Origin of the sequence: Caballeronia sp. dw_19, from assembly GCF_018449515.1 — a bacterium.
GTDB lineage: Bacteria > Pseudomonadota > Gammaproteobacteria > Burkholderiales > Burkholderiaceae > Caballeronia.
In genome coordinates this window covers 149,280-172,189 of record NZ_JAAVUQ010000006.1, presented here as the reverse complement: position 1 = coordinate 172,189, position 22,910 = coordinate 149,280, and the positions used below count along the sequence as shown (strand labels likewise).

General features: G+C 60.9%; 21 protein-coding genes and 2 pseudogenes. 12 read left to right on the top strand and 11 right to left on the bottom strand.

What is annotated here, in order from left to right; all coding sequences use genetic code 11:
• Positions 1–5: 5 nt before the first annotated feature.
• Together HB376_RS11000 and HB376_RS10995 are read right to left on the bottom strand one after the other, a co-directional pair.
• Positions 6–737 (bottom strand): GntR family transcriptional regulator, encoded by a 732-nt coding sequence (locus tag HB376_RS11000; RefSeq protein ID WP_213763684.1) that lies wholly within the window; start codon positions 735–737, stop codon positions 6–8.
• Positions 738–955: 218 nt separating this feature from the next.
• Positions 956–2,212 carry a CoA transferase gene (locus tag HB376_RS10995; RefSeq protein ID WP_213763683.1) on the bottom strand — a complete coding sequence of 419 codons (1,257 nt, stop codon included), beginning with the start codon at positions 2,210–2,212 and terminating at the stop codon, positions 956–958.
• Between the two features lie 149 nt (positions 2,213–2,361).
• Between HB376_RS10995 and HB376_RS10990 the strand changes: the two genes are divergently transcribed.
• The 3 genes from HB376_RS10990 to HB376_RS10980 are packed head-to-tail and all read left to right on the top strand — an operon-like array spanning position 2,362 to position 4,944.
• Positions 2,362–3,195 (top strand): amidohydrolase family protein, encoded by an 834-nt coding sequence (locus HB376_RS10990; RefSeq protein WP_213763682.1) that lies wholly within the window; start codon positions 2,362–2,364, stop codon positions 3,193–3,195.
• Between the two features lie 59 nt (positions 3,196–3,254).
• On the top strand, positions 3,255–4,040 hold the full coding sequence (locus HB376_RS10985) for a TauD/TfdA family dioxygenase (protein ID WP_213763681.1): 786 nt from the start codon (positions 3,255–3,257) through the stop codon (positions 4,038–4,040).
• 13 nt (positions 4,041–4,053) lie between these two features.
• Positions 4,054–4,944 carry a CoA ester lyase gene (locus HB376_RS10980; RefSeq protein ID WP_255631274.1) on the top strand — a complete coding sequence of 297 codons (891 nt, stop codon included), beginning with the start codon at positions 4,054–4,056 and terminating at the stop codon, positions 4,942–4,944.
• Between the two features lie 27 nt (positions 4,945–4,971).
• Here the strand turns inward: HB376_RS10980 and HB376_RS10975 are convergent, their stop codons facing one another.
• The 3 genes from HB376_RS10975 to HB376_RS10965 form a co-directional block, all read right to left on the bottom strand.
• Entirely contained in the window at positions 4,972–6,510 is a 1,539-nt protein-coding gene (locus tag HB376_RS10975) for a tripartite tricarboxylate transporter permease (RefSeq protein ID WP_213763680.1), read from the bottom strand.
• A gap of 3 nt (positions 6,511–6,513) precedes the next feature.
• Positions 6,514–7,005, bottom strand: a complete 492-nt coding sequence (locus HB376_RS10970) for a tripartite tricarboxylate transporter TctB family protein (RefSeq protein ID WP_213763679.1) — start codon at positions 7,003–7,005, stop codon at positions 6,514–6,516.
• Positions 7,006–7,121: 116 nt separating this feature from the next.
• Positions 7,122–8,444, bottom strand: a complete 1,323-nt coding sequence (locus tag HB376_RS10965; RefSeq protein WP_213763678.1) for an MmgE/PrpD family protein — start codon at positions 8,442–8,444, stop codon at positions 7,122–7,124.
• Positions 8,445–8,737: 293 nt separating this feature from the next.
• On the opposite strand from HB376_RS10965, the gene HB376_RS10960 reads away from it, so the two are divergent.
• The 7 genes and pseudogenes from HB376_RS10960 (at position 8,738) to HB376_RS10935 (ending at position 16,067) form a co-directional block, all read left to right on the top strand.
• Complete coding sequence (locus HB376_RS10960) at positions 8,738–9,550, top strand: aldolase/citrate lyase family protein (RefSeq protein ID WP_213763677.1); 813 nt, start codon at positions 8,738–8,740, stop codon at positions 9,548–9,550.
• A 52-nt stretch (positions 9,551–9,602) separates the two neighbouring features.
• Positions 9,603–10,328, top strand: coding sequence for a GntR family transcriptional regulator (locus HB376_RS10955; RefSeq protein WP_255631273.1), 726 nt, complete (start codon positions 9,603–9,605; stop codon positions 10,326–10,328).
• Positions 10,329–10,371: 43 nt separating this feature from the next.
• Positions 10,372–10,661 (top strand): annotated as a pseudogene (locus HB376_RS40915) (hypothetical protein); the annotation flags it as partial.
• Positions 10,662–11,527: 866 nt separating this feature from the next.
• Complete coding sequence (locus HB376_RS10950) at positions 11,528–12,694, top strand: hypothetical protein (protein ID WP_213763676.1); 1,167 nt, start codon at positions 11,528–11,530, stop codon at positions 12,692–12,694.
• Positions 12,695–12,926: 232 nt separating this feature from the next.
• Complete coding sequence (locus tag HB376_RS10945; RefSeq protein ID WP_213763675.1) at positions 12,927–13,943, top strand: SGNH/GDSL hydrolase family protein; 1,017 nt, start codon at positions 12,927–12,929, stop codon at positions 13,941–13,943.
• Positions 13,943–15,772, top strand: coding sequence for a carbamoyltransferase (locus HB376_RS10940; protein ID WP_213763674.1), 1,830 nt, complete (start codon positions 13,943–13,945; stop codon positions 15,770–15,772). Before HB376_RS10945 ends, HB376_RS10940 begins: the two co-directional genes overlap by 1 nt.
• A complete protein-coding gene (locus HB376_RS10935; protein WP_213763673.1) occupies positions 15,759–16,067 on the top strand; it encodes a hypothetical protein in 309 nt (102 codons plus the stop codon). The genes HB376_RS10940 and HB376_RS10935 overlap by 14 nt, the downstream gene beginning before the upstream one ends.
• 90 nt (positions 16,068–16,157) lie before the next feature.
• On the opposite strand, the gene HB376_RS10930 is transcribed toward HB376_RS10935, so the two are convergent.
• A complete protein-coding gene (locus HB376_RS10930) occupies positions 16,158–17,060 on the bottom strand; it encodes a LysR family transcriptional regulator (protein WP_213763672.1) in 903 nt (300 codons plus the stop codon).
• Positions 17,061–17,325: 265 nt separating this feature from the next.
• Between HB376_RS10930 and HB376_RS10925 the strand changes: the two genes are divergently transcribed.
• Complete coding sequence (locus HB376_RS10925; RefSeq protein ID WP_213763671.1) at positions 17,326–18,105, top strand: glucose 1-dehydrogenase; 780 nt, start codon at positions 17,326–17,328, stop codon at positions 18,103–18,105.
• A gap of 412 nt (positions 18,106–18,517) precedes the next feature.
• On the opposite strand, the gene HB376_RS10920 is transcribed toward HB376_RS10925, so the two are convergent.
• From HB376_RS10920 to HB376_RS10905, 4 genes are all read right to left on the bottom strand, one after another.
• Positions 18,518–19,513, bottom strand: coding sequence for an aldo/keto reductase (locus HB376_RS10920; RefSeq protein ID WP_213763851.1), 996 nt, complete (start codon positions 19,511–19,513; stop codon positions 18,518–18,520).
• A gap of 41 nt (positions 19,514–19,554) precedes the next feature.
• Positions 19,555–20,178, bottom strand: coding sequence for an NAD(P)H-dependent oxidoreductase (locus tag HB376_RS10915; RefSeq protein WP_213763670.1), 624 nt, complete (start codon positions 20,176–20,178; stop codon positions 19,555–19,557).
• Between the two features lie 136 nt (positions 20,179–20,314).
• Complete coding sequence (locus tag HB376_RS10910; protein ID WP_213763669.1) at positions 20,315–20,626, bottom strand: hypothetical protein; 312 nt, start codon at positions 20,624–20,626, stop codon at positions 20,315–20,317.
• A 57-nt stretch (positions 20,627–20,683) separates the two neighbouring features.
• On the bottom strand, positions 20,684–21,814 hold the full coding sequence (locus tag HB376_RS10905) for an AbrB family transcriptional regulator (RefSeq protein ID WP_213763668.1): 1,131 nt from the start codon (positions 21,812–21,814) through the stop codon (positions 20,684–20,686).
• 323 nt (positions 21,815–22,137) lie between these two features.
• Between HB376_RS10905 and HB376_RS10900 the strand changes: the two genes are divergently transcribed.
• On the top strand, positions 22,138–22,767 hold the full coding sequence (locus HB376_RS10900; protein ID WP_213763667.1) for a TetR/AcrR family transcriptional regulator: 630 nt from the start codon (positions 22,138–22,140) through the stop codon (positions 22,765–22,767).
• On the opposite strand, the pseudogene HB376_RS40910 reads toward HB376_RS10900, so the two are convergent.
• A pseudogene (locus HB376_RS40910) lies at positions 22,761–22,892 on the bottom strand (polyamine ABC transporter ATP-binding protein); the annotation flags it as partial. The gene HB376_RS10900 and the pseudogene HB376_RS40910 overlap by 7 nt on opposite strands.
• Positions 22,893–22,910: the final 18 nt, after the last annotated feature.

Below are 22,910 nucleotides of genomic sequence, written 5' to 3'. Positions count from 1 at the left end.
CGGAGTCAGCGGCGGATTGTCGTGGCATAGATAAAGCGCTCGGGATGGTAGATCGAGCGCCCGGCGACCATCGGCATGCCGTCGGCGCCGATCAACTGGCTCTCGCGCAGCAGCACCGGCGAATTCGGCGGGATGTTCAGCAATTGCGCTTCCTCCTCGGAGGCCGCCGTCGCGCGGATGGCCGTGTTCGAGAGCAGGGTCGGCAACTTGAGCGTGCGCTCGATCGTCTCCCATACGGTTTCGTGCACGAGGTCGGCATCGTCGAGCCGCTCGAAGATTTCCACCACGATATAGCGATAGTCGATGCTGACCGGATGACCGTCCGCGTGGCGCAGGCGCCTCATATAGCCGACCGGCTGGCCCGGTTTTATATTCAGCGAGGCCGCGACCAGCATGTTTGCCGCCGTGACGTTGCGCTCGAGCAAGCTGATGCGCACATCGCGACCCTGCACGCGCCATTCGCTGAGCGTGGCCTCGAAGTGATCGACGGAACCTTGTGCCGGCTTCTGGACGACGAAGGTCCCCTTGCCACGCTGTCGCGTGAGCAGGCCGCTGCGCACCAGGTCTTGCAGGGCCTGACGCACGGTCAGCGGACTCACGCCGAATTCGCGGGTGAGTTCCTGGTCGGTGAGACCGGTCAGGTCGGTACCGTGCTCGGCGATACGCTGGCGCAAGATCGCGGCAATCTGCATCCAGCGCGGTACCGATGAATCCCGGTCAATGAGTTCAGTGTCCATGTCTGCTGCTAAGTAACGTTCCAGGTAATGCGTTCAATGGGACCGGTGGGCAGGCCGCGACTTCCGCGATGATGCAGCGATGGCAAAGCGCAAACCGCGTTATCTCGGGGACGTGAATGCCCGGTATGAAGCTCCCCGATTACGCTGAACTTTTCGAATACATCATGACGCGATGTCAACGGCGGCTCGGCGAATACTATAGAGTATTCACCCCGCTTTCAACGGCCCGTCCCGCCTGGACGTTTCGCCACCATCGGCTCGATCACCCCCGCTTCATGCAGTTCACGCAGCCGGGCGGGCGTCAGGCCAAGGATCTCACCCAGCACTTCGTCCGTATCCTGCCCCAACGCCGGCGCCGTGTGACGGACTTCGCCCGGCGTGCCGCTCATCCGGAACAACAGATTTTGCATCTTGACCGGCCCGAGGACGGCATCCGGCACATCGGTGATCGTGTCGAGCGAGCGGTACTGCGGATCCTCCATCACCTGCGAAATGTCATAAACCGGCGCGACCGCCGCGCCGGCCTCCGCAAAAGCGCGCATGACTTCGTCGATGCCGCGTTCCCCGATCCACCCGCCGACCACCGCATCCAGGAGGTCCGCGTGCTGCGCACGTTCGCCCCCGCTTGCAAACCACGGCTCGTCCACCAGGTCAGGCCGTCCCGTCAGACGCAACACCCGTTCGGCGATTGCCTGGGAGCTGGTGGATATCGCGACCCACCTGCCTTCCTTCGTCTTGTAGGTGTTGCGCGGCGCGTTGTTGTGCGTGCGGTTGCCAGTGCGTTGCTGGATCTGGCCGAGCTGGTCGAAGACGGAGGCCTGTGCGCCCATCAGATGCAGGATCGGCTCGATGATGGCGATGTCGATCATCTGTCCCTCGCCGTCGCGCAGGTCGCGGTGATAGAGCGCCAGCATGACCGCGTAAGCCGCCGACAAGCCCGCGATGCCGTCCGCGAGACCGAACGGCGGCAAGGTGGGCGGCCCGTCGGGATGACCGTTGATATGGGCGAAACCGCTCATGGATTCGGCCAGGGTGCCAAAACCCGGACGCGCCGAATAAGGCCCGGACTGGCCGAAGCCGGTCATGCGCAACATGACCAGGCGCCGGTTCACCTCGTGCAGCTGCTCCCAGCCCAGATGCCATTTCTCCATCACGCCGGGCCGGAAATTTTCCAGGAGCACGTCGCTTTTGGCCGCGAGGTCACGCAGGATCTGCTGTCCGTCGGCGCTCGACAGGTCCAGCACGATGTTGCGCTTGTTGCGCCCGTAGAAAGCGTAGTTCAGTCCCACGCCATTTTTTTGCGGACCGCTCAGGCGCAGGCCATCGCCGCGCGGATGCTCGACCTTGATCACTTCCGCGCCATAGTCGGCAAGCAGCATCGCGCCGAACGGCGCGGCGATGATGGTCGAGCAATCGAGCACGCGTACGCCTTCCAGCGGACGCGGCCGGCCTGCGGCGGTTTGCTTGTCTGTCATGGAAGTCTCCTCCGTGGCTGGGCGCCTGCGTCTCGCGTGCCGCTTGCGCGAGCCTTGCGTGATCCTAGGTAAATATCAGTAGTTGACGTTACTAATACTAGATAATAGTATCAAATACTATATAGATTTAACCTTGGCCGCAACCCTCCATGATCATCGACTCCCACCTGCATTTCTACGACATGCTTGTCGAGCCCCCCGGCGATGTTCATCACGATCACTTGCCGTTCGAGCGCGTCATTGCAGAGGCGCGCGAGATCGGCGTCGGCCAGATCGTGCAGGTCACGCCGTTCGCCGCCGGTTATGACAACCGCCACGGTTTCGCCGTCGCCGAGCGTCATCCGGCCGACGTCCTCGGCGTGATTGCGCGGATCGATCCGCTGCACGCGGACGTCCAGCAACACCTGCGCGCGTTGCTCGAGCATCCAAAGATGCTGGCACTGCGCCTGACACTGATAGAGGACAACGAACACTGGCTGGCCGACGGCACTGTGGATGATTTTTTCCGGTTGGCCGAACGGCTGCAGGTACCGATGGAACTGTTCGCGCCGTTCCATGTGGCGCAGATGCACGACACCGTCAAACGTTTCCCCGGCGTGCGCTGGCTGATCGACCACATGGGCCTGCGTTACTACGCGGGCAAGGACAATCGCCAGGCATTTCGCCAATGGGATGCGTTGCTCGATCTCGCACAGGAACCCAACGTGTGGATCAAATGCAGCTACTTCCCTGAAGCGGCGAAGGACCTCGAAGACTATCCATTTCCTCTCGCGCGGAGTTACATGCGCCAGTTGTACGAGCGGGCCGGCGCGGCGCGACTCATATGGGGTTCCAACTTTCCAAACGTTCGGCGGGCATGCACTTATCGGCAAGCACTCGATTTCATCCGGACCGGGTGCGACTTCATGAGCGTGACCGAGCGCGAGGCAATCACCGGCGCCAACTTCTTGACGTATGTGGCTCGCGAAGCTACACCGGCGTGAGACCGGCGCTTATCGCTCAATCATCGTTCAATCATCGTTCAATCGACCAGGAAATCATCATGGAATCGAAGCCATTCGCCATCAAGCCGTTAGCGCCGTTCGGCGCTCAGGTCGTGGGCCTGGACATGCATCAGCCCGTGTCCGAAGCTGAACGCCAGGTCCTGCGCGAAGCGTTCAGCGAGCATGCGCTGCTGCTGTTTCGCGATCAGGATCTCGACAAAGCCGACCTGCTGCGCGTTGCCGATATCTTTGGAAAAGTCTCCGAGCAGGGCGAGGCGCCCGGCGGCTTCAACTATGTGTCGAACCTGCATCCGCGCGGCTTGAACGCCGCGGGCGAGATGATCCTGGCCGCGGGCGACGGCGAACTGCAATTCCACTTCGACCACTGTTTCCAGGAAAACGTCCTGAAGGCGATCCTGCTGTACGGCGTCGAGATTCCTCCAACGGGCGGCGATACACTTTTTTCCGACATGCGTCTCGTCACCCGTCACTTGCCCGACGAGATCCGCGAACGTATCGACGACAAGATCATCCGGCATAAATCGGACACCCGTGCGGGTTGTCCGCAAGCCGATCACCCGATCATGTATCCGCATCCACGCACGGGCGAACGGGTTCTCTTCTTCAGCAAGCTGCACGCGCGGCAGATCCTGGGCTTGTCGGTGGAGGAGAGTCAGGCGTTGTTCCAGCGTTTCATTTCCATGATCGAAAACAAGGAGATCATGTATCGCCATGTTTGGGCGAAGCGTGACCTGGTGGTGTGGGACAACCTCGCGCTACAGCACGCGCGCGAAACCTTCGACCCGAAATATAAGCGTCACTTGCAGCGCCTGCAGATCGACTAGGAGGGCGAACGCCATGGGCTTGCAACAAAGATCCGGCCTGCCGTTCTGGCGCTCGCTGCTGTTCGTACCGGTCAACGTGGAGAAGTACGTGCAGAAGGCGTCCGCGTGCGGCGCCGATGCGATCATCCTCGACCTCGAGGACAGCGTGGCCCCCGCCGACAAGAAAGCCGCGCGCGCACAGGTTGCCGCAGCGGCCGAGCGATGCGGTGCCGCGGGAGCGGACATCCTGGTGCGTGTGAATCGTCCGCTCGAACTCGCTGTGCGGGACATCGAGACGGTCGTCGCTCCGCAGGTCAGCGCGCTGATGCTGCCGAAGGTAGACAGTGCGGGGCACGTGAGGCTGCTTGCCGAACTGGTGGAAAGCATCGAGCGGCGAAAGGGCATGGCCGTGGGTCACACGCGGTTTTACGCGGTGGTCGAGTCGGTCACCGCGTTTGCGCAGATCTTCGAGATTGCCGCCGCGCATCCGCGCATCGTTGCTTTTGCGTGCGGAGCGGAGGATTTCACCGCGTCCTGCGGCGCACAGCCGGACCCCGACGTGCTGCTTTATCCGAAGCAACAAGGGGTATTGGCGGCGCGCGCGGCAGGCGTGCTGCCGCTCGGCATTTTCAGTTCCAGCGCGAACTACCGGGACCTCGACGGCTTTCGCGCCGCTGTCGCGCAAGCGCGTCGCTTTGGCGTGGAAGGCAGCACCTGTATTCATCCCGCGCAGGTGCCCATCCTGAACGAAGGCTTCAGCCCCGGCGCTGACGAAATCGCCGCCGCGCAGCGGATCGTCGATACCTACGGCGAAGCGTTGCGCAGCGGCCGTGGCTCCGTCGGCCTGGACGGCCGGATGCTGGACGTGCCCGTGGTGGAGCGCGCCGAGCGCATCCTGGCGATCGCCGCGCGCATGCGCGCCTGACGGCGTTCGCCACGCGCATGGCGGCATTCACGTTTCTCTGCGCTGCATGCGCGCCACATCGAGATTGTGGCGTCGACGCCGCGAGGCACGCAGCGCGAAGAACACTTGCGCGAGTATCAGCAACGCACCGGCTGCGATGAACGTGGCGCTGATAGGCCGTTGCAGGAAAACGCTCAGGTCGCCGCGTGAAAGCAGCATGGTGCGCCGGAAATTCTCCTCCATCAACGGTCCGAGTACGTAGCCCAGAAGGATGGGCGCCACTGAAAACCTGAGCGCGATCAACAGTGCCCCCAGCACGCCGAATACCAGGGTTTCGCCTATCTCGAACAGGGCGTTGTTGGTGCTGTACACGCCCACGGCGATAAAAAAGAGCGCGGACGGAAACATGAAACGATAGGGCACCTGCAACAGCTTCACCCAGATGCCGATCATCGGTACATTCAGCATCACTAACAGGACGTTGCCGATCCAGAAGCTGGCGATCAAGCCCCAGAAGATATCCGCATGTTCGGTGATCAATTGCGGCCCGGGCTGGATCCCCTGGATCAGCAAGGCACCGAGTATCAGCGCCATCACCGCGTCTCCGGGAATGCCGAGACTCATGGTGGGAATGAAGTCCACCTGGGTCTTCGAATGCGATGCCGCCTCCGGCGCCGCCACGCCCTCGAGCGCTCCGTTGCCGAAACGTCCCGGCGTCCTGGAGATCTTTTTTTCCAGCGCGTAGGCGATGAACGTCGTGATCGTGGGTCCGGTGCCCGGCATCGCGCCGAAGAGCGTGCCGACCAGCGTCCCGCGCACCATCGGCAGGAACGCCTGCTTCATTTCAGCCTTGCTCGGGCGCATGTCCTTCAGGCGCAGCTTCGTGCCGCTGCCGACCACCTGCATGCGGTTGACGTTGCACAGGAAGTCCGCCACGCCGAACAGTCCCAACGCCAGCGCCACCAGTTCGACCTTGTCGGAAAGCTCGATGAAGCCGAAGGTGAAGCGCATCGTGCCGCTGTTGACGTCGGTGCCGACAATGCCGATCAGCAGCCCGAGCGCGGTCATCGCCATGCCCTTCAACGCGGAACCCTTCGCCAGCGTTCCGCCCGCCAGCAAGCCGAGCAGCATGATCGAGAAGAGTTCCGCCGGCCCGAACTTGAACGCAATGGCGACCAGCGGCCGTGACAGAAAGATCATCACAAGGATTCCGAACGATGCCGCGAAGAACGACGCCATCATGGCAATACCGAGCGCCGTTCCGCCTTTGCCCATCCGGGTCATCGGATAGCCGTCGAGACAGGTGACCGCGTGCGGCGGATGGCAGGGCAGATTCAGCAGAATCGCGCCGATCGCGCCGCCGTATTGCGAACCGTAGAAGATGCCGGCCAGCATCAGGATGGCCGGCACCGGATGCAGCGTGTAGGTAAGCGGCAGCAGCATGGAGATGGCGGACAACGCGCCCATCCCCGGCAATACGCCGATCAGGTTGCCCATGAGTACGCCGAAAAACGACCACATCAGGTTGTGCGGTTCCAGGGCAACGCCAAACCCCTGCATCAGGTCCGTCAAGGTTTGCGACAGCATCGCTCAGGCTCCCCAGGCGAACAGGGGAAACTGCAGCTTCAGCGCCCACCAGAACACCACGACGCAGATGGCGCACATTGCCAGCGCGAGGATCGCCGCACTCCTGAGCGTGTTCTGCCGGTCGCCGAGCGCGGCAATGAAGACGATCGCGAACGTGGCGGGCAACAGGCCGCCGAACCGGCCGATCACGACGAAGGCGGCGATGCTGAGCATGATGCAAAACCAGCCGCGCCATTCGGGTCGAAGAGGGGCATCGTCGGCTTCGGCTTCGGCTTGTTGCCGGGCGCCCGCACTCATCGCGATCAGCATGCCGAGCAGCGCCAGGATGGCGCCCACGGAGACGGGAAAGAATCCCGGCCCCATGCTGCGCAGGTCGCCCATGCGGTACTGGAAGCCTATCCATGCCGCGCCGAGCCCGATCAGCAGCATCAGCACGCCGCCGTAATAGTCCCGGTGGATGTGGCCCGGGAAACCAGCCAGGTTGCTGCGTTCCATGTCAGGTGTCTCCTGATTGACGGGCGCGCAGCCGGATACGGGTTGTTCCGGCTGCTGCCCGTCTTGTTATGTGTTCGAAGCGGGGAAAATCGTACCCTGCGCCAGGCGTTGCAGGCTCAGTCTCGCAGTAGCGCTGTCAGGTCATGCAGGTTCGGCAAGTGTTCCAGCCGCAGAACATCCCGCAGCACGGTCTCCGTCTTCGGACCCAGAATGGGCGATGTCAGCCGACGGAATTTGGCAATGACCTTGTCGGACGAAGAAAGCAGCGTCTCTCCTTCGATACCTTCCAGAGCGCGGCTCCCGTTACCGTCCGTGATCGATACCGTGACGCGGTCCTTGCTGGCCGGGTCGATGACGAGGTCGATGCGTTCGGCCAACGCGAGTACGTCGGCGGCGTCGAAATGTTCGTAGAACGCGTAATCGTCAATGGGCTTGTCCAGCAGCGCAGCCGCCACGCAAAAGCGGGCGCTGACTTTGGCATGCAGCGAACTCTTGAAAGGGGCGACGTTGGTAAAGCCGGGGAAGGCGTATGTCGATGGGGACACCGTGACCGTGATCCGGGAGGTGGTGTCGGCCGGGAGGGGGCGTTGGCTGACCAGTTCCCGGGCAAGGGTCATCGGCGTCTGCACGAAAATGCAGACCGGGAATTCCTTATAGACGGTTTCTTCCAGCAGATAGCGTTCGCCGAGACCTTGCGTCGCGTACTGAATATCGTCGAGCGTGCCGGCCATCGCGCGATAAAACCCCGCCTCGCCTTCGAATGCCAGCGGACTGGCGGTCGCGCCGCCACGCGCGAGGAGCGCCGCGCTTACCCCATTACGGCAGGCCATGCCAACGTTGAGCTTGACCTCCGCCGTGCCGGTCAGGAAGCCTGCGCCGAAGCCGGACGCGAACACCGCCGCGCAGCCGAGCGCGTGACTGGTCTGCGTGGCGTCCAGCTTGAGCACGCGGGCCGCGGCTGCCGCGGCTGCGATCGTTCCCGCCACGCCCGTCGCCCTGAATTTCGACACCATGCCTGGTCCGCCCAGATACACCCGGCCCACGATGTCGTAGCCCACGATCACCGCCGCGATCAGTTCGGCGCCGCTGGTGTCTTCCTGCTCCGCCAGCGCGAGCGCGGCGGGAAGCGTGACTGCGCCGGGGTGTGACTTGCAAAGGAAGTCGTCCTGCGAGCGGCCGTTCACGAGCGTTGCGTTGACCAGCGCGGCGTCGATGGCGGGTACGGTCCGGGCTTGCCCGATGATCGTCGCGCGGCCGCGATTGTCGCCGACAAGGGCTGCGGCAATGGCAGGGACGGGAAGGTCCCGTGCGGCAATCGCCGTGGCAAGCGAATCCAGGATGCGGATTTTCGCTTGTTCGATCAGCGCCGGTGGCAGGGTCTCGAACGAGAGCGTGGTGATGAACTGAGCAAATTGCTGGCTGATCGTTGTGTTGGACATGTCCGGAGTGCGCTTTCGAGGCGAAAGGAAATGTGAACGCGGAACTGCCGCCATCAGTTTCGATGGGGATACGGTTGTCGGCAATAGATAAGGTATTGATCTCACTCACTGTAGAAGTGTTGACACATGGATGTCAAGTATCTACGATCCCTAGTATCAAGCGGCGCTTGGGGCGGGGCGGATTGCCCAAGCGTGATATCGGTTTTCAACGGTTTGTTTATCGTCGCGTTCCTGTTGCCGAATTTTTGCCGACGGCTGGGCAGGCGAGGCGCACCCGCGAAGGGGCATCATCCATGCAGAGCATCAGGAATCACGCGAAAGCGCGTCTCGCTGCCGGAGAACTGGCGTTGGGCATGGGGTTGCGGCAGGCGCGCACCGTCGATATCGCGCAGATCGCGCACACCAGCGGTTTCGACTGGCTTTTCATCGACATGGAGCACAACTCGATGGATGTCGATGCCGCCGCGCAAATTTGCCAGGCCGCGCTCACGTCCGGCGTGACACCCATCATCCGTGTGCCGGGTCATGAATCCTTTCACGCGACGCGGCTCCTGGACAACGGTGCGATGGGCATTGTCGTGCCGCATGTCAGCACCGCCGCGCAGGCCGCCCGCATCGCCGACATGTGCCGTTTCCCGCCCGCCGGCAGCCGTTCCATTCCAGGCCTGTTGCCGCAAATGGGTTTCGAGGCGCATCCCATCGCGGATGTCGTGCGGGCGGTGAATGACGAAGTCCTGGTCGTTGCAATGATCGAGACACGAGAGGGTCTGGAAAATGTCGACGCAATCGCGGCGGTGCCGGGTATCGATGTGCTGCTTGTCGGTGCGACGGATCTCGCGGCCGAGTTGGGTGTGACGGGACAACTGGGCCATCCGCAGGTAGACGCGGCGATCGACGCCGTGTGCGCCGCCTGCGCGAAACACGGGAAGGTGGCGGGCGTGGGGGGCGTCTATATCGAGGCGCTGATGAAGGCTTATATCCAGAAGGGCGCGCGCTTCATTCTCAGCGGATCCGATCTGGCCTTCCTCATGGCGGGTGCGCAGGCTCGCTCGGTCATGCTTCGCTCGATCCCGCTGCATGCCGCCAGCCAGACGGTGACATCATGAAGCCGATTGAGTCGATTGAGCCGATTTCCGACCGCGTACGAATGGATTGAACATGCCGCAAACAAAAACCATGTTGGGAGATGGACCCGTCATAGAAGTCAAAACGAATGCACGCGCGCCCGAGACAATAACCTCGAAGCTCGATGGAATACGCGAACAGGTTCGTGGAATGATTCAACGAGGGGAACTGCGACCCGGTGAACGCGTCAATGAGCAGGCCTTGGCCAACCATATCGGCGTGGGGCGCAACTCGGCGCGCGAGGTGCTCCGCGCGCTCGAGCAAGCCGGTCTCGTGCAGATCGTGCCCAATCGCGGCGCGCATGTAAGGCGTCTTTCTCTCGAGGAGGCCATGGACTTGTACGAAGTTCGCGCAGGCTTGGCGCGTACGGCGGGCCGGCTGGCGGCATTGCGCATGACGGGCGACGAGGAGCGTGCGCTGTGTGACTTGCTCGCACGCATGGACCTCGCGTCCGAGGCTCATGACGCGCAGCTTTATCAAAGCCTCAACATCGAGTTTCATCATCATCTGATGCTGGCAACCAAGAACCCGCGACTGATAAAAGTGAACCGGGCAGTCGAAGAAGAATTGACGCTGTACCTTCACAAAGGCGTTTACTCGCCCGTGCAGATGCGCCGCTCGGCAAACGAGCATCGCAATATTTTCGATGCACTGCGTAACGGCCAGGCCACTCAAGCCGCAGAGGCGTTCGAGTTCCACGTGCTGACCGGCAAGCAGCGAATGCTCGATACAGTATCGGTCCAGCCGGTTGGCTTTTGATCAGGATAGGCCGTCATTCATTCAGGTTTGCGGGATGGTTGGTTATCCGGCGGCAAGATCTGAAATAACGGAGCGGGCGAACGTAAAGCACGCGTTCGTCAAAGCAGCGGCCGGGCTGAACAATAGGGCTGAAAACACTCATCAGCCGATACGCGAACGCCGCATGCCCCAACGGGACTTTCTTCGGAGCGGGTGCGGCTTTCGCGAACCCTTTCTCTACCCGCATTCCTCTCGATCTTTGGGTCGATCCGGCAACACTTCCGAAAATCCACCGTTCGCTTTCTGAGGGATGCGCGTCCCTTCTGCTACTACGCCTCGCTCGCGACAAGTTGACGAAGCCACGCGGACTTATGCGAATTGATGACTTAATTTAGTTTGCACTACAAATAAAATATTTGGCTTGAAGTCGATTTTTCCTACGGCACCGAGATTCCGAAGTAACGGAATTGACGCGGTCTACGGCAAGGGTGTCCGGTCACCGCGCTGCGTTGCACAAGCGAATGCACGCGCTTGGCTCAGCGAGATGTAGTTGCATCATCGCAATACCTCCTAGTCATCAAGGCGTTTAGCGTAATGCCTGTTGCAGGTAAATCCAGCAGGTTTGCAGACCTTCCTTAAACCAAATGCCTTCTCTGTGACAACGGACGAGTCATGGCTTTTAGAGAGACCAATACATATACGCACCGTGGATACTCGCAATAGATTGTGTGGCTCCGCACATCGCCTTTCTCCTCAGCCATAGACACTTTCAACAAAATATGGGCGCGGCGGTCGTATGCATGTACGCAAGTGCGAAGCCTCCATGCCCGAATGAACTGGAGACGATCTATGACTGCGCACGCAGCGCGTCCGCCTTTGCCTGGGCGGCCCATGGTGCATGCCGAGGCCGCTACATGGTGGGGTTTATCACCCGATGGCCAGGCACGGGACTTCCCCGTTGATGTCCGGAGATCATCTCGTTCAAGAGCAACTTATTGCGTTGCAACGCGGTCCCATAAACGGTCGGCGTGTCAACGGCAACGCTCTGCATCTGAATCAGAAAATGGAAATGGAAATGGACAAAGCTGGTATCTGCTGACTCGGCCGATGGTGACTGGCCCGATTCTCAACGTCGCTGCGCAATGTTCGAGAACACAAAGACAAAGGCCATTGCGGCAGCGCACCACGGCAGCTTCGTTCTCCTACCGTACAGGTGCAACATGAGCGTTTTAGAGAACCTTGCCGGCCGTACGACTCAATGGGTGATAGTCGATACGTCGTATTTCGATTCCACCACGCATAGCTTTATGCGCGGCGACATCGAAATAGACGGGTCGAAAATAGAACGCATCCTCCCGCCGAAAACATCGCGGCGCACGGAGGTTCTTCCTGGCCATGAGATTGTCTGCGTGCCGGGATTCATTAATGCCGATACTGGCCTGGATCAAGAAGACTGGCCTGAATACTCGCACGAACTCGCGCGCTGCGGAATCACGACTGCCGGTTCGTTCAATCGCGACTTACCCGATTGCGACGGATTCGAAGGCGAGAGCAGCGTAAGACGGCTGATTTACGTTGAGTTAGCGGAGAGCCAGTCCGGACCCGCAGGAATCGACAGGCAAGCATTGGAGAGATTCGAGCGGGCCGCCAATTCAAGGGCATTCGACAGATGCACCTTATTGCCTGCCGTGGTTCCTCGAGAAATATGGTCGGCGTTGTCGTTGATAACAGTCACGTCACTTGCGGAGCGAGTAGGGCGGCGGCTCTGCGTGCGGCTTTCCGGGACAAAAGCCGACGCTAAAAATTACGTGGAAACGCGATTTTTTTCGGAAATCGGCCTTCTTTCGTATCTGCACATTCTGACAGCCCATGTGACGATTTTCGAGCTTTCCCAGCTTTCTCGTCGAGACGTCATTATGCTGCGCGACTCTTCAGCGAGTCTCGTGTGCGCACCCAAGGCCATGAGCGAACCGTCGACTGGGCAGGGTTGCACGACACCATCGTTCAGAGATCGTGCGATTGGCCTTTCCCTTGGCAAGGATTCAATCGCGGATCTGAATCGGCATGCATCGATGCTCATGTCGTCGGCAACGCTGATGCACGCGACCGAGAACAACACGCAAATCTGCAACGCACTCGTCGACGCGCTCACGCACTCGGCTGCATCGGCACTTGGACTCAACGACATCGGCGCAATAGCGGCGAATATGAAAGCCGATCTTTGCCTCTTCGATCGACCGCCCGACCTCTACGGCGGCTACGACAGTCTTCACGACAGTCTTCACTTCCTCAGACTACTGGTTAGCGGAAGGCCACGCCACGTATTGATTGATGGCTTGCCCTTAGTGGTCAACGGCGTGTTTGTTGGAGAAGCCGCTCATGTTTGATTCATCGATACGCAATGCGCAGCAAACTGGCTTGCCGACACGCCGGACGAGACGTGTCATGGCACCTGATCGAGAGTGTGTGGCTCCGCACATCGACGGGTAGTCGTGCGCTACACAATCTCGTACACAAGATTAGCGCGCTAGTCGAACCCTTGACGGCACCAGGACGATAAGTTTTGGAATCCGACAAAACCGACAAGACCGCGCTACATAATCAAGACGGAGACAATCAATGAATGCGCGCGCAGATATTCCACCGCTGCACCGGCAACTGATGCAGCACGACGATATCCTCGGGTACAAATTCGCACCGGGTCTGAAAGTGAGAATCCCCCATGAGGGCGGTGGTTATCTCGTCAAGACCAATAAAGAAGGCTTCCGTTGCGATAACGAAGTGACGTCTAAAAAGCCCCAGGCACGCCGGGTCCTTGTGTTCGGCGACTCTTACACGGCAGGGGATGGCGTCAGCAACGGCAAACGGTATTCGGACGTTCTCGAGCAAACGCTTGAAGATACGGAAGTCCTGAACTTCGGATTGAGCGGCAGCGGTACCGACCAGCAATATCTGATCTTCCAGAAATATGCAGAAGAGATTGAATATGACGCCGTGGTGATCAGTGTCCTCGTGGAGAACATTGAGCGCAACGTCGCAAAATCGCGGGAATGGACGGACCGCTCGGGAGAATCGCTATATGTATCCAAGCCGTGGTTCGAGTTATCTTCGTCCGGCGACTTGAGCCTGAAGGGCGTGCCAGTTCCGGTGCCACAGAAGAAAGGATCGGAACAAGTCCCGGACCCGGGTGGAATGGACGTCCTCGCGACAGCCCGAAAAATGGTGAACAGGTTGGGACCCGGCTTCAAGGACAAGGTCCAGAAACTCACGCGATTCCAGCCCCTTCCGGATTACGACTCGGCGGATAACTATGGCTGGCGGCTTATGCAAGCCATTCTCACCAAGTGGGTATCCGAGTTGAGCGAGTTGAACGTGCCGGTCATGATCGCGGTGATTCCCGTCTACCAGTACGTGGAAAAGACCGCAAGTTATGCGGACGTCCGCAAACGCTTCAATGAGTTTGCGAATGCGACCGGGGCACCCGTCCATCACGTGATAGATGACCTTTGGCCCTACCCCGCCGACGTCCGGAGATCGTACCGATTTCAATCGGACGTTCACTTGACGCCACTGGCGCATAAAACGATCGGTGAATCGATAGCCGGATATCTCGCACCGTTGCTCGGGGAAAAATAATGACACGATACGTACTGGGTATCTCGGCGTTTTATCACGACTCAGCCGCGGCGATCCTGAAAGACGGAAAGATCATTGCGGCAGCGCAGGAAGAGCGATTCACCCGGCGCAAACACGATCCGGGTTTCCCGCGTGGGGCAATCAATTATTGCCTCGAAGAGGCGGAGATCGACGGCAGCGACTTGGCCGCAATCGCTTTCTACGACGATCCTGCATTGACCGCCGACCGGATCATCAGATCCTCGATTGCATTTGCACCCGAGTCGGAAAAATTCTTCACGAAGGCCGTCAAATCGTTTTTCGGAGTAAAGCCTTATTTCAAGGAGCAGGTTGAGGAAATGCTCAACTGCGACGTGCCCATTTACTTTGCGCGCCATCACTATTCACACGCCGCGTCGGCTTTTTTTCCGTCCCCTTTTGAAGAGGCTGCGGTGCTCTGCGTCGATGGCGTCGGAGAATGGGCTACCACGAGCCTCGGAGTAGGCCGGGGCAGCAAGCTCGATATCCTCAAGGAAATCCGCTATCCCCATTCTCTCGGGCTGCTCTACAGCGCCTTTACGTACTACTGCGGGTTCAAGGTGAATAGCGGTGAGTACAAGTTGATGGGACTTGCACCCTATGGCCAGCCGATTTACGCCGACAAGATCAAGGACCACCTGATCGATATCAAAGCTGATGGCTCATTCAGGCTGAACCTCGATTTCTTCGATTATCACCGGGGTTTGACGCTGACCAACGATCGCTTTCACGAACTCTTCGGTGCAGGACCTCGCCAGCCGGAGTCCAGAATCAGCCGCCGCGAAATGGATCTGGCGGCATCGATCCAGAGCGTGACAGAAGAAGTCATGCTCAAGATCTGCAGGTCCTTGCGAGCGCTCACTGGCGCTTCGAAATTATGCCTCGCGGGCGGTGTCGCGCTGAACTGCGTAGCCAACGGCAAGATCCTGCGCGCAGGCATTTTCGATGAAATATGGATACAGCCCGCGGCGGGCGACGCCGGCGGCGCCATTGGCGCCGCGTATCTCGCGGACTTCGAGATGTCAGGGGGTCATAGGCCGGCCGTATCGGCGGACTCGGACTCGCAGGGTGGCAGTTTCATCGGGCCTGAATACAAGAGCGACGAAATTCTTGCTTTCCTGCAACGCTCGGGCGCCGTCTACCACCCACTCGACAGTGCAGACGGTGGCGCGGCAGAGATTGCGGCATTGCTCGCCGAGGAGAAGATCGTCGGGATGTTTTCCGGGCGCATGGAGTTCGGTCCCCGGTCGCTTGGCGGCCGCTCCATACTCGGAGATCCGCGCGGCGCGTCGACGCAGTCACGCATGAATCTGAAAATCAAGTTTCGCGAATCGTTCAGGCCTTTTGCGCCGATCGTTCTGCGGGAGCGCGCGTCCGAGTATTTCGAACTCGATTCGGACAGCCCTTATATGTTGCTGGTGGCGCCAGTCAAAGAGGCTCATCGTTTGACTCCGGATGCCGCCTCCGATCCCGACGACATGCTTCAGATCGTCAACGCGGTGCGAAGCGATGTTCCTGCCATTACGCATGTTGATTACAGCGCCCGTATTCAGACCGTGACGGAGGACGTCAATCCGCGCATGTTCTCCGTGTTGAAAGCGTTCGAATCGTTGACCGGATGTCCGCTCCTCGTGAACACCTCGTTCAATGTTCGCGGCGAGCCGATCGTGTGCACGCCGGAGGACGCGTATCGCTGCTTCATGAGAACGGAAATCGACGTGCTTGTCCTGGGTGACTATGCATTGCATCGCGTTGAACAGACGGTGACTGAAACCGACGATTCCTGGAAACTGGAGTATGAACTTGACTGACGCCGACCTGAATCAATTCTTCGCTTCGAAGCTTGCGCCGCTTCAGGCAGTCGTTTCGCCGTTCATTCCGGTGAAGGCGGACCCGAGTTGCGAGTCCTACTTCGAAGATGTGTTCGAGCCTGAACCCATTATCAGCCAGGCCGATACGATCACGTCGCTGGTGGATATCTGGCATCGGCTTGGACTCGAACCGCTTGCCGCGCTGGAACCGGATTTCCGCAAGCTCGCGAACGCACTGCGTGCGACTGACGTGCAAACGCAAAAGGTATCGAACTTCATCTACGCGATGTATTAGGCGTTCGCGAGTTGAACGGGCGGGCATCGACACGGCAAGCCACGTGCCTCCGTCGCACACCAAGGCTTCGCGTTCCGCTGCGCACCCACATCAGTCCCGCTGTGTGGCCCACGGAAGTTTCGTGACCAGTTCGTCGAACACCAGTCGTATTCGCTTCGGCACGGGTCCCCGCTGCGGCCGATACACATGCAGCTTCCACGGCTCGGGCTCAAGGCGGCGCAGTATTCGCAGCAGCCGTCCGCTTTTTATATGCGGCCTTATGAGGTACTCCGTGCACTGGCTGAAGCCGATGCCCGCGCATGCGGCATCGATTTCAGCCTCCGTATCGTCTGTCACGAACGCAGGTGAATGCGGCTGGAAATGCCGCTCGCCCCGAAACATCCAGGGCCATGGCCGGCCGCTCGTGCGGTCGATCAGACTGGTGGCCGGCATGGCTTCCAGATCCTTCAGGTTCTTCGGCTCGCCCCTCCGCTCGATCAATGCGGGCGATCCGACTACCCAGATCGGCAGCGGTCCAATTACGCGCGCGACGAAACGGTTGTCGCCAATCACGCCGGCACGCACGCCGATGTCGATCTGCTCATCGACCACGGCGGACGGTGTATCGGAGAGACGCAGGTCCAGGACGATACCGGGGTGGCGCGCCATCAGATCGTTCAGCAGGGGCTGCACGTAGTGCCGTCCCAGTCCGCTCGGCGCGGTGATCCTGACCGTGCCGGACGCCTCGTCCGAGTCGCCCGCAATCGGGCCGAAGAGCCCGTCAACTGCGCCCAGCGCCGCTTGCGCTTTAAGCGCGAACGACTGGCCGAACGCCGTGATCTGCATGCGCCGCGTGCTCCGATGGAAGAGCGTTTCCCCCAGTGACTGCTCCAGTTCGCGCACCGCGCGGGTGACGACCTGGGGCGAAACACCGAGGCGCCTCGCCGCCTCGCGAAATGTAGGCGAAGCTGCCGCAGCCGCGAAGATCTTCAGGATTTCGAGTCGGTTCAGCATCGTACGGGGCGCTCCTTTATTCCAGTTGGAAGAACGACGGCTGTTCTATCGTTTCGGTTTCCTGTTCTCGCCGTACCCGGGGAGGCTTCGTCAGGCGACGACCTCTGGCGTTCCCGGGAGGGGAATTTTCAATGCCTGATTGTTCCATTCTAATTCATCTGTTTCTTACCCATACTTGGCTGCAGGCGTGAGGTGACAGTGATGGATATACCTCACGCTCACTCAACCAATCGGCGGTAACGCCACAGCAAAGAGGGATGAAATCATGAACGCAGTCACGACAACGCAACGCCAACTCGAAGGTAAGGTGGCGCTGGTCACGGGGGCCAGTTCCGGCATCGGCCGCGCAACGGCGCTGGAGCTCGCCCGGCGCGGCGCAAAGGTAGTGGTCGCGGCCCGTCGCAAGGACGAACTCGATCAGGTGGTCCGCGAAATCGCCGCAGCGGACGGCGAAGCGGCAGCCATCACGGTGGACGTTGCGAACGAGGACGACATCAGGAAGCTGGTGGACTTCACGGTATCGACCTACGGACGGCTGGACGTCGCATTCAACAATGCGGGTACCGAGGGCGTGTTCGCGCCACTCGTCGAACAGGATGCCGCACGCTACGACATGGTGTTCGAGCCCAACGTGCGAGGCGTGCTGAATGCGATGAAGTACGAAGCCCAGGTCATGCTCAAACAGGGATCGGGAAGCATCATCAACAACGCTTCGATGGGCGGCGTGATCGGTTTCGAGAACGCGTCGGTGTACATCGCGAGCAAGCACGCGGTGGTCGGCATGACCAAGAGTGCATCGATCGAATGGTTCCGCCGCGGCGTGCGCGTGAACGCGCTGTGCCCGGGTCTCATCGAGACGCCGTTCCATCACCGTGGCATCTGGCCCTCGGTGGACGTGCAGCAGTCGTTTGCCGCGGGCACGCCAGCGGGGCGCTGGGGCTCGGCCGAGGAGATGGCCACCATAGTGGCGTTCCTGGCATCGGACGATTCGAGCTATGTGTCAGGCCACGCGCTGGTCGCCGACGGCGGTTACTCGATCGCCTGATCCAGGCGGGTCGCTTACGCAGGATTGCCAGGACGGTCTTGGCAACGGGTGAGCGATGGGCCCGCTGGCTGGCGCGCAATATGTTCACTCACCTCTCATGATTTCGCCAAGGATGAATGTCATGAAAGCGCGTCAACTTTTGCGGCTCAGCGTCTCCGGCATGGCAGTGGCCCGCTCGGCGAGGCCGATTTTGCGTACGGCGATCACTCGCGGCTTGTCGTTGCCGCGTCGGCACAACCGGCCGAGGATGGATGGCCGAAACCCGGGACGCTGACGCTGGAAGGCATCGGATAGATCAAGACGGCCTTCCTCGCGGCGGCGCGCCAGCCAAGGCCGATCGCTTATACCTCCGGGCCTTGCCGGCCCAGCTTTCGTTTGGGAATCCTCATTTATCCCATTCGTTTTGCGCTCGTCATAGATTGAGCATCGACATTTCGTTGTCGCCGTAGCGCTTGCCTTCGACGGCGTGCTCCGCAATGACGGCCTCGATCGCGTCGCGATCGGCTTGCGTGAGCGTCACGCTGGCTGATGCGATGTTCTCTTCCAGACGCGCGCGCTTGCGGGTGCCGGGAATGGCCGTGATCCAGGGCTTCTGGGCGAGCACCCAGGCGAGCGCAAGCTGACCCGGGGTGATGCCCTTGCCGCTGGCGATGTCGGTCAGGCCGTCAACCAGCGACAGGTTCTTCTGCATCGCGTCCGGCTGGAAGCGTGGGTGCCGGCGGCGCAGGTCATTTGACGCCAGCGCGTCACCGCGCTTGAATGCGCCAGCCAGAAAGCCGCGGCCGAGCGGGCTGTAAGAGACGAAGCCGATGCCCAGTTCTTCGAGCGCACCCAGCAGTTCCGCCTCCGGGTCGCGGGTCCAGAGCGAATATTCGGTCTGCACGGCCGTGACCGGAAACACCGCATGTGCCCGGCGAATTGTCGCGACGCTCGCCTCGGAAAGTCCGAAGTGCTTTACCTTGCCCGCCTTGACGAGATCGGCGACCGCGCCCGCCACGTCTTCGATCGGCACGTTCGGATCGACACGATGCTGGTAGAAAAGATCGATGTGGTCTGTGCGCAGCCGTTTGAGCGCTTCGTCCGCCACCTGCCTGATGTGCTCGGGACGGCTGTTGATGCCGACCGGCATCGGGCCGCCGGCGGGATCGAGTTCGAAGCCGAACTTGGTCGCGATCACGACTTGTTCCCGCACCGGCTGCAACGCTTCGCCGACCAGTTCTTCGTTAACCTTGGGGCCATAGACCTCGGCTGTATCGAAGAACGTGACGCCGAGCCCGACCGCGTCGCGGATCAGCGTGATCGTCTCCTGCCTGTCGCTCGCGGCGCCGTAGGCCCAGCTCATTCCCATACAGCCAAGGCCGAGCGCGGATACCTCGAGCCCGCTTTTTCCGAGCGTGCGTTTTTCCATCATGTCATCTCTCCTTTGGTTAGCAGGCGCAGCCTGCTGTATCAAGGCTGCGCGATAAGTTCAGCGGCCCTCGCATGTGCTGCGCGGCGGCTTTGTTGATCTGCTTGCGGACCTAGCAGCGTACCTTCCACGACGATCGGCTCGAAGCGGGTGATGCCCACCATCCGGCCCCAGGTCCGCAGATACGCAACCTGATGATCGAAGTCCGCTTCCGGGTAGTCGCCGCCAAGCGGCGCTCCTCTCGCGGCGATGACGATGAGTTGCTTGCCGGTGAGCAAACCGTTGAGGCTCTGTCCGTCGAACGTGAACAGCAGGTCCTTCTGCGACACCGCATCGATCAAGTGTTTGAGCCGATACGGAATGCCAAAATTCCACATTGGCGTGCTGATGACAATGACGTCGGCGGGTGTAAAGCGCCCGGCGAGTTGCCCGATCTGCTGCCATGCCTGATCCTGTTCGGCGCTCAGCGGCGTGCCCTCAAGACCGGCGTATTTCGCGCCGAGCGCCGGGCCATCGAAGGGCGGTAAGTCGGTGTGCCAGACATCGAGGGTATCCACCTCGCCTTGTGGATAGCGGGCACGCCAGTGCGTGATGAGACCGTGGGCGACATCGAGCGAAGCGGAACGCTCGGCGCGTGGTGACGCGATGACGTGAAGCAGGCGCATGGGACCTTCGACAGGTGAGGTGGGCTGCCTGGATTATGGGCGCGCGAAGAGCAGGAATATAGGGGAACAAGTCAGCATTCAAAATTCCCCGCTGAGGAACAGTGACGTCTTAATCTGCCTGCAATGCCGGTCGCTGTCAGCTCAGTTGCTTGTCGCGTTGAACCTTGCCGAAATGAAGCGACAGGTAGATCCCCATCACAAGGCCGCCTGCAAGTCCCGCTACGGCATCCAGCCCGATATCCGGCATGCTCGCGTGGCGGGCGGCGACCAGAAGGCTCAGGGCCAGGTTGGCGAATCCCCACAGGACGTTGACGATCGGCGGAGAATTTCCCACGCCTCTTGGCCGGGCAAACGGCGTAGGAAATGAAAACCCCTGCAAGCCGGAAGCAAGGTGCGGGACGCAATTGCACAGAAGCGCTCCGGCGAGAAACACCCAAACATGCTGCATGTGATTACCTCGATGGTAGTAGGAAATTGAATGGGGCTGACGCGCCGTGCCGCCGCCTCAGCTATCTGTTGATGAAGCGGCGGCGGCGGCGGCGGCGTTCGCGTTCGCCGTGGCACGCCGCGCGAGGAATCTGGCGGTGGCGGGTCCAATGGCCAGCACGGCGAGAAAGCGCGCCATCTGCATGGCCATCACGAAGCGGACATCGACGTTGCTCGACGCCGCGATGATCGCGACAGAATCTGCGCCTCCTGGACTCGTCGCCAGATAGGCCGTGAGGGGATCGACACCGGCTACCGCGACAAGCACTGCGCCTATCGCGCCGCACACCACGATCAAGGCCAGCGAGCATGCAATGATGCGAGGCAACGCCCGAGCGGCATGAGCGAGAAGAGGGCGCGTGAATCTCAGGCCGATTCGCCAGCCGACGAATGCATAGGCAATGGCCGGCAACCAGCGCGGCAGCTCGATGCTCAGCCAGCCATGGTGAACCAGGACGACGCCCGCCACGAGGGTCACGAGCATCGGGCCCATGGGGATTCGCAGCCGTTGTCCGAGGAGAGGACCCAGCACCGCGAGGGCAAGCGTCTTGGCGAACGGCAGCCACGCGATTGCAGGAAACCAGGTGACGGCCGCCACGGCGTGATGCGGGTTCGCACCAACTACTTTCGCCAGGACGGAAGCGATTGCCGCGACCATGAGGACTCGCAAGTATTGCATGACCGCAACCAACTGCGCGTCTGCGCCGAAGGCCTCGGCCATCAAGGTCATCACGGTTGCCGCCCCCGGGCTGACTCCCCACAAGGCGGTCGTACCCGGCAGGACACGCATGCGGACCAGAACCCACCCGAGGATGCCGCTTGCCACGATCACGGATAAAACGCCTGCTGCAAAGACCGGCCAATGGATTCCAAGCTCGCCCCCGGTTGATGACGGCAGCATCCTGGCAATCATGCAGCCGATGATCCCCTGGACCGGCACAAATGCATGCCGGGAAAGCCGCAGTTTTCCGCCATTGCCGCTGATAACGATTCCCGCCAGCAGCGGACCGATCAACATGGCCGCGGGCACGCCGAGCCAGAAGAGGACGGCGCCGAACCCGAGCGAGAGGCCAATGAGCGCGGTCCACTGGACGGCTGGTCTCGATCTTTCGATCCACCCCGAGGGCCGCTGAAGCGTTTGTTGAGTCATGACTGAATGAGACGCGGGTTGTGCCGTTGTGACTTATGCGATGTATGCGACGGTCCGTTCAGGGCGTCGGGGAAAAGTGTCGTACGTGCCGACAATCAGCGAAGGCGAGCGGCCAGCCGGTCTGCATGGAAGGTACGGCGCTTTTGCGAGGGCATCTTCGCAAACAATGTTAGAGGGCATCCTCGCATAAGTCAACGGGGATGCGTAAACCGGGGAACGATTCATGCACGATAAAACAGTCAGCGAGTAGAGAGAGTCCGAATCACGCGGCATGCTAGTATGCGAGGAATACCTATCAAATACTCGCATATCGGAAGAGCAGCATGACTTCGTCTACGCCCACTCAGGACTCCCCGCGCGCTTGCGAACCAAAAAGGGAAAGGGGGCGCCTGCGCGTCGCCGCGATCATGGAGGCCGGGGTCGAAGTGTTCACGGAAAAAGGCTATGACGCGGCCACCATGACCGAGATCGCCGCCCGCTCGGGGACCGCGATCGGCTCGCTTTATCGATTCTTTCCGTCCAAGGAATCGCTCGCTGACGCGTTGCTGCTTCGTTACGCGCAGCAGGTAAAGATGGGGCTCGCTGAACTGGAGCAGCAGGTACCGGACATGACGCTTGAAAGCGTGGCCGATGCATTCGTCGACTTCATGCTCGTGCTTCAGTCGCGGCGCAGCTTCGCGGTCGCGCTCGTGGATGCACGCGGGGGCAGCGTCGACGAACGCAAGCGGTTTCGCCAGGCGATGCGCGGGGGCGTGGCGAACATCCTGCGCCAGGCGCTTCCCGACCTGAGCCCGGCGAGGGCGAAGGTCATGGCGGTGGTCCTGCTCCACCTGCTTAAGGGAGTGGTCAGTATTGCCAACGAAGAGGCCGCCGCGCGCGCCATGCTGATGGCCGAAATCCGCGAACTCGTTCGCCTCTATCTGGTGTCGGCATCAGGGAAACGGGCTCAATGAAGCGGGCGCGCCGCGATCAGCTGCAGGCATGCGCGGGCAATTCGGCCAGCACCGGCATGCCAAGACTGAGGCCCGGCGTTTCCCGCTGCGTGGGCGGCTGTCAGCATGAAGCCGGCGCAGTTGATCTAACGACGAGCCCACGG

Excerpts from the sequence above, each read along its gene's own strand:
- HB376_RS11000 (WP_213763684.1), bottom strand. The coding sequence starts at position 737 with ATGGACACTGAACTCATTGACCGGGATTCATCGGTACCGCGCTGGATG.
- HB376_RS10995 (WP_213763683.1), bottom strand. The coding sequence starts at position 2,212 with ATGACAGACAAGCAAACCGCCGCAGGCCGGCCGCGTCCGCTGGAAGGC.
- HB376_RS10990 (WP_213763682.1), top strand. The coding sequence starts at position 2,362 with ATGATCATCGACTCCCACCTGCATTTCTACGACATGCTTGTCGAGCCC.
- HB376_RS10985 (WP_213763681.1), top strand. The coding sequence starts at position 3,255 with ATGGAATCGAAGCCATTCGCCATCAAGCCGTTAGCGCCGTTCGGCGCT.
- HB376_RS10980 (WP_255631274.1), top strand. The coding sequence starts at position 4,054 with ATGGGCTTGCAACAAAGATCCGGCCTGCCGTTCTGGCGCTCGCTGCTG.
- HB376_RS10975 (WP_213763680.1), bottom strand. The coding sequence starts at position 6,510 with ATGCTGTCGCAAACCTTGACGGACCTGATGCAGGGGTTTGGCGTTGCC.
- HB376_RS10970 (WP_213763679.1), bottom strand. The coding sequence starts at position 7,005 with ATGGAACGCAGCAACCTGGCTGGTTTCCCGGGCCACATCCACCGGGAC.
- HB376_RS10965 (WP_213763678.1), bottom strand. The coding sequence starts at position 8,444 with ATGTCCAACACAACGATCAGCCAGCAATTTGCTCAGTTCATCACCACG.
- HB376_RS10960 (WP_213763677.1), top strand. The coding sequence starts at position 8,738 with ATGCAGAGCATCAGGAATCACGCGAAAGCGCGTCTCGCTGCCGGAGAA.
- HB376_RS10955 (WP_255631273.1), top strand. The coding sequence starts at position 9,603 with ATGCCGCAAACAAAAACCATGTTGGGAGATGGACCCGTCATAGAAGTC.
- HB376_RS10950 (WP_213763676.1), top strand. The coding sequence starts at position 11,528 with ATGAGCGTTTTAGAGAACCTTGCCGGCCGTACGACTCAATGGGTGATA.
- HB376_RS10945 (WP_213763675.1), top strand. The coding sequence starts at position 12,927 with ATGAATGCGCGCGCAGATATTCCACCGCTGCACCGGCAACTGATGCAG.
- HB376_RS10940 (WP_213763674.1), top strand. The coding sequence starts at position 13,943 with ATGACACGATACGTACTGGGTATCTCGGCGTTTTATCACGACTCAGCC.
- HB376_RS10935 (WP_213763673.1), top strand. The coding sequence starts at position 15,759 with ATGAACTTGACTGACGCCGACCTGAATCAATTCTTCGCTTCGAAGCTT.
- HB376_RS10930 (WP_213763672.1), bottom strand. The coding sequence starts at position 17,060 with ATGCTGAACCGACTCGAAATCCTGAAGATCTTCGCGGCTGCGGCAGCT.
- HB376_RS10925 (WP_213763671.1), top strand. The coding sequence starts at position 17,326 with ATGAACGCAGTCACGACAACGCAACGCCAACTCGAAGGTAAGGTGGCG.
- HB376_RS10920 (WP_213763851.1), bottom strand. The coding sequence starts at position 19,513 with ATGGAAAAACGCACGCTCGGAAAAAGCGGGCTCGAGGTATCCGCGCTC.
- HB376_RS10915 (WP_213763670.1), bottom strand. The coding sequence starts at position 20,178 with ATGCGCCTGCTTCACGTCATCGCGTCACCACGCGCCGAGCGTTCCGCT.
- HB376_RS10910 (WP_213763669.1), bottom strand. The coding sequence starts at position 20,626 with ATGCAGCATGTTTGGGTGTTTCTCGCCGGAGCGCTTCTGTGCAATTGC.
- HB376_RS10905 (WP_213763668.1), bottom strand. The coding sequence starts at position 21,814 with ATGACTCAACAAACGCTTCAGCGGCCCTCGGGGTGGATCGAAAGATCG.
- HB376_RS10900 (WP_213763667.1), top strand. The coding sequence starts at position 22,138 with ATGACTTCGTCTACGCCCACTCAGGACTCCCCGCGCGCTTGCGAACCA.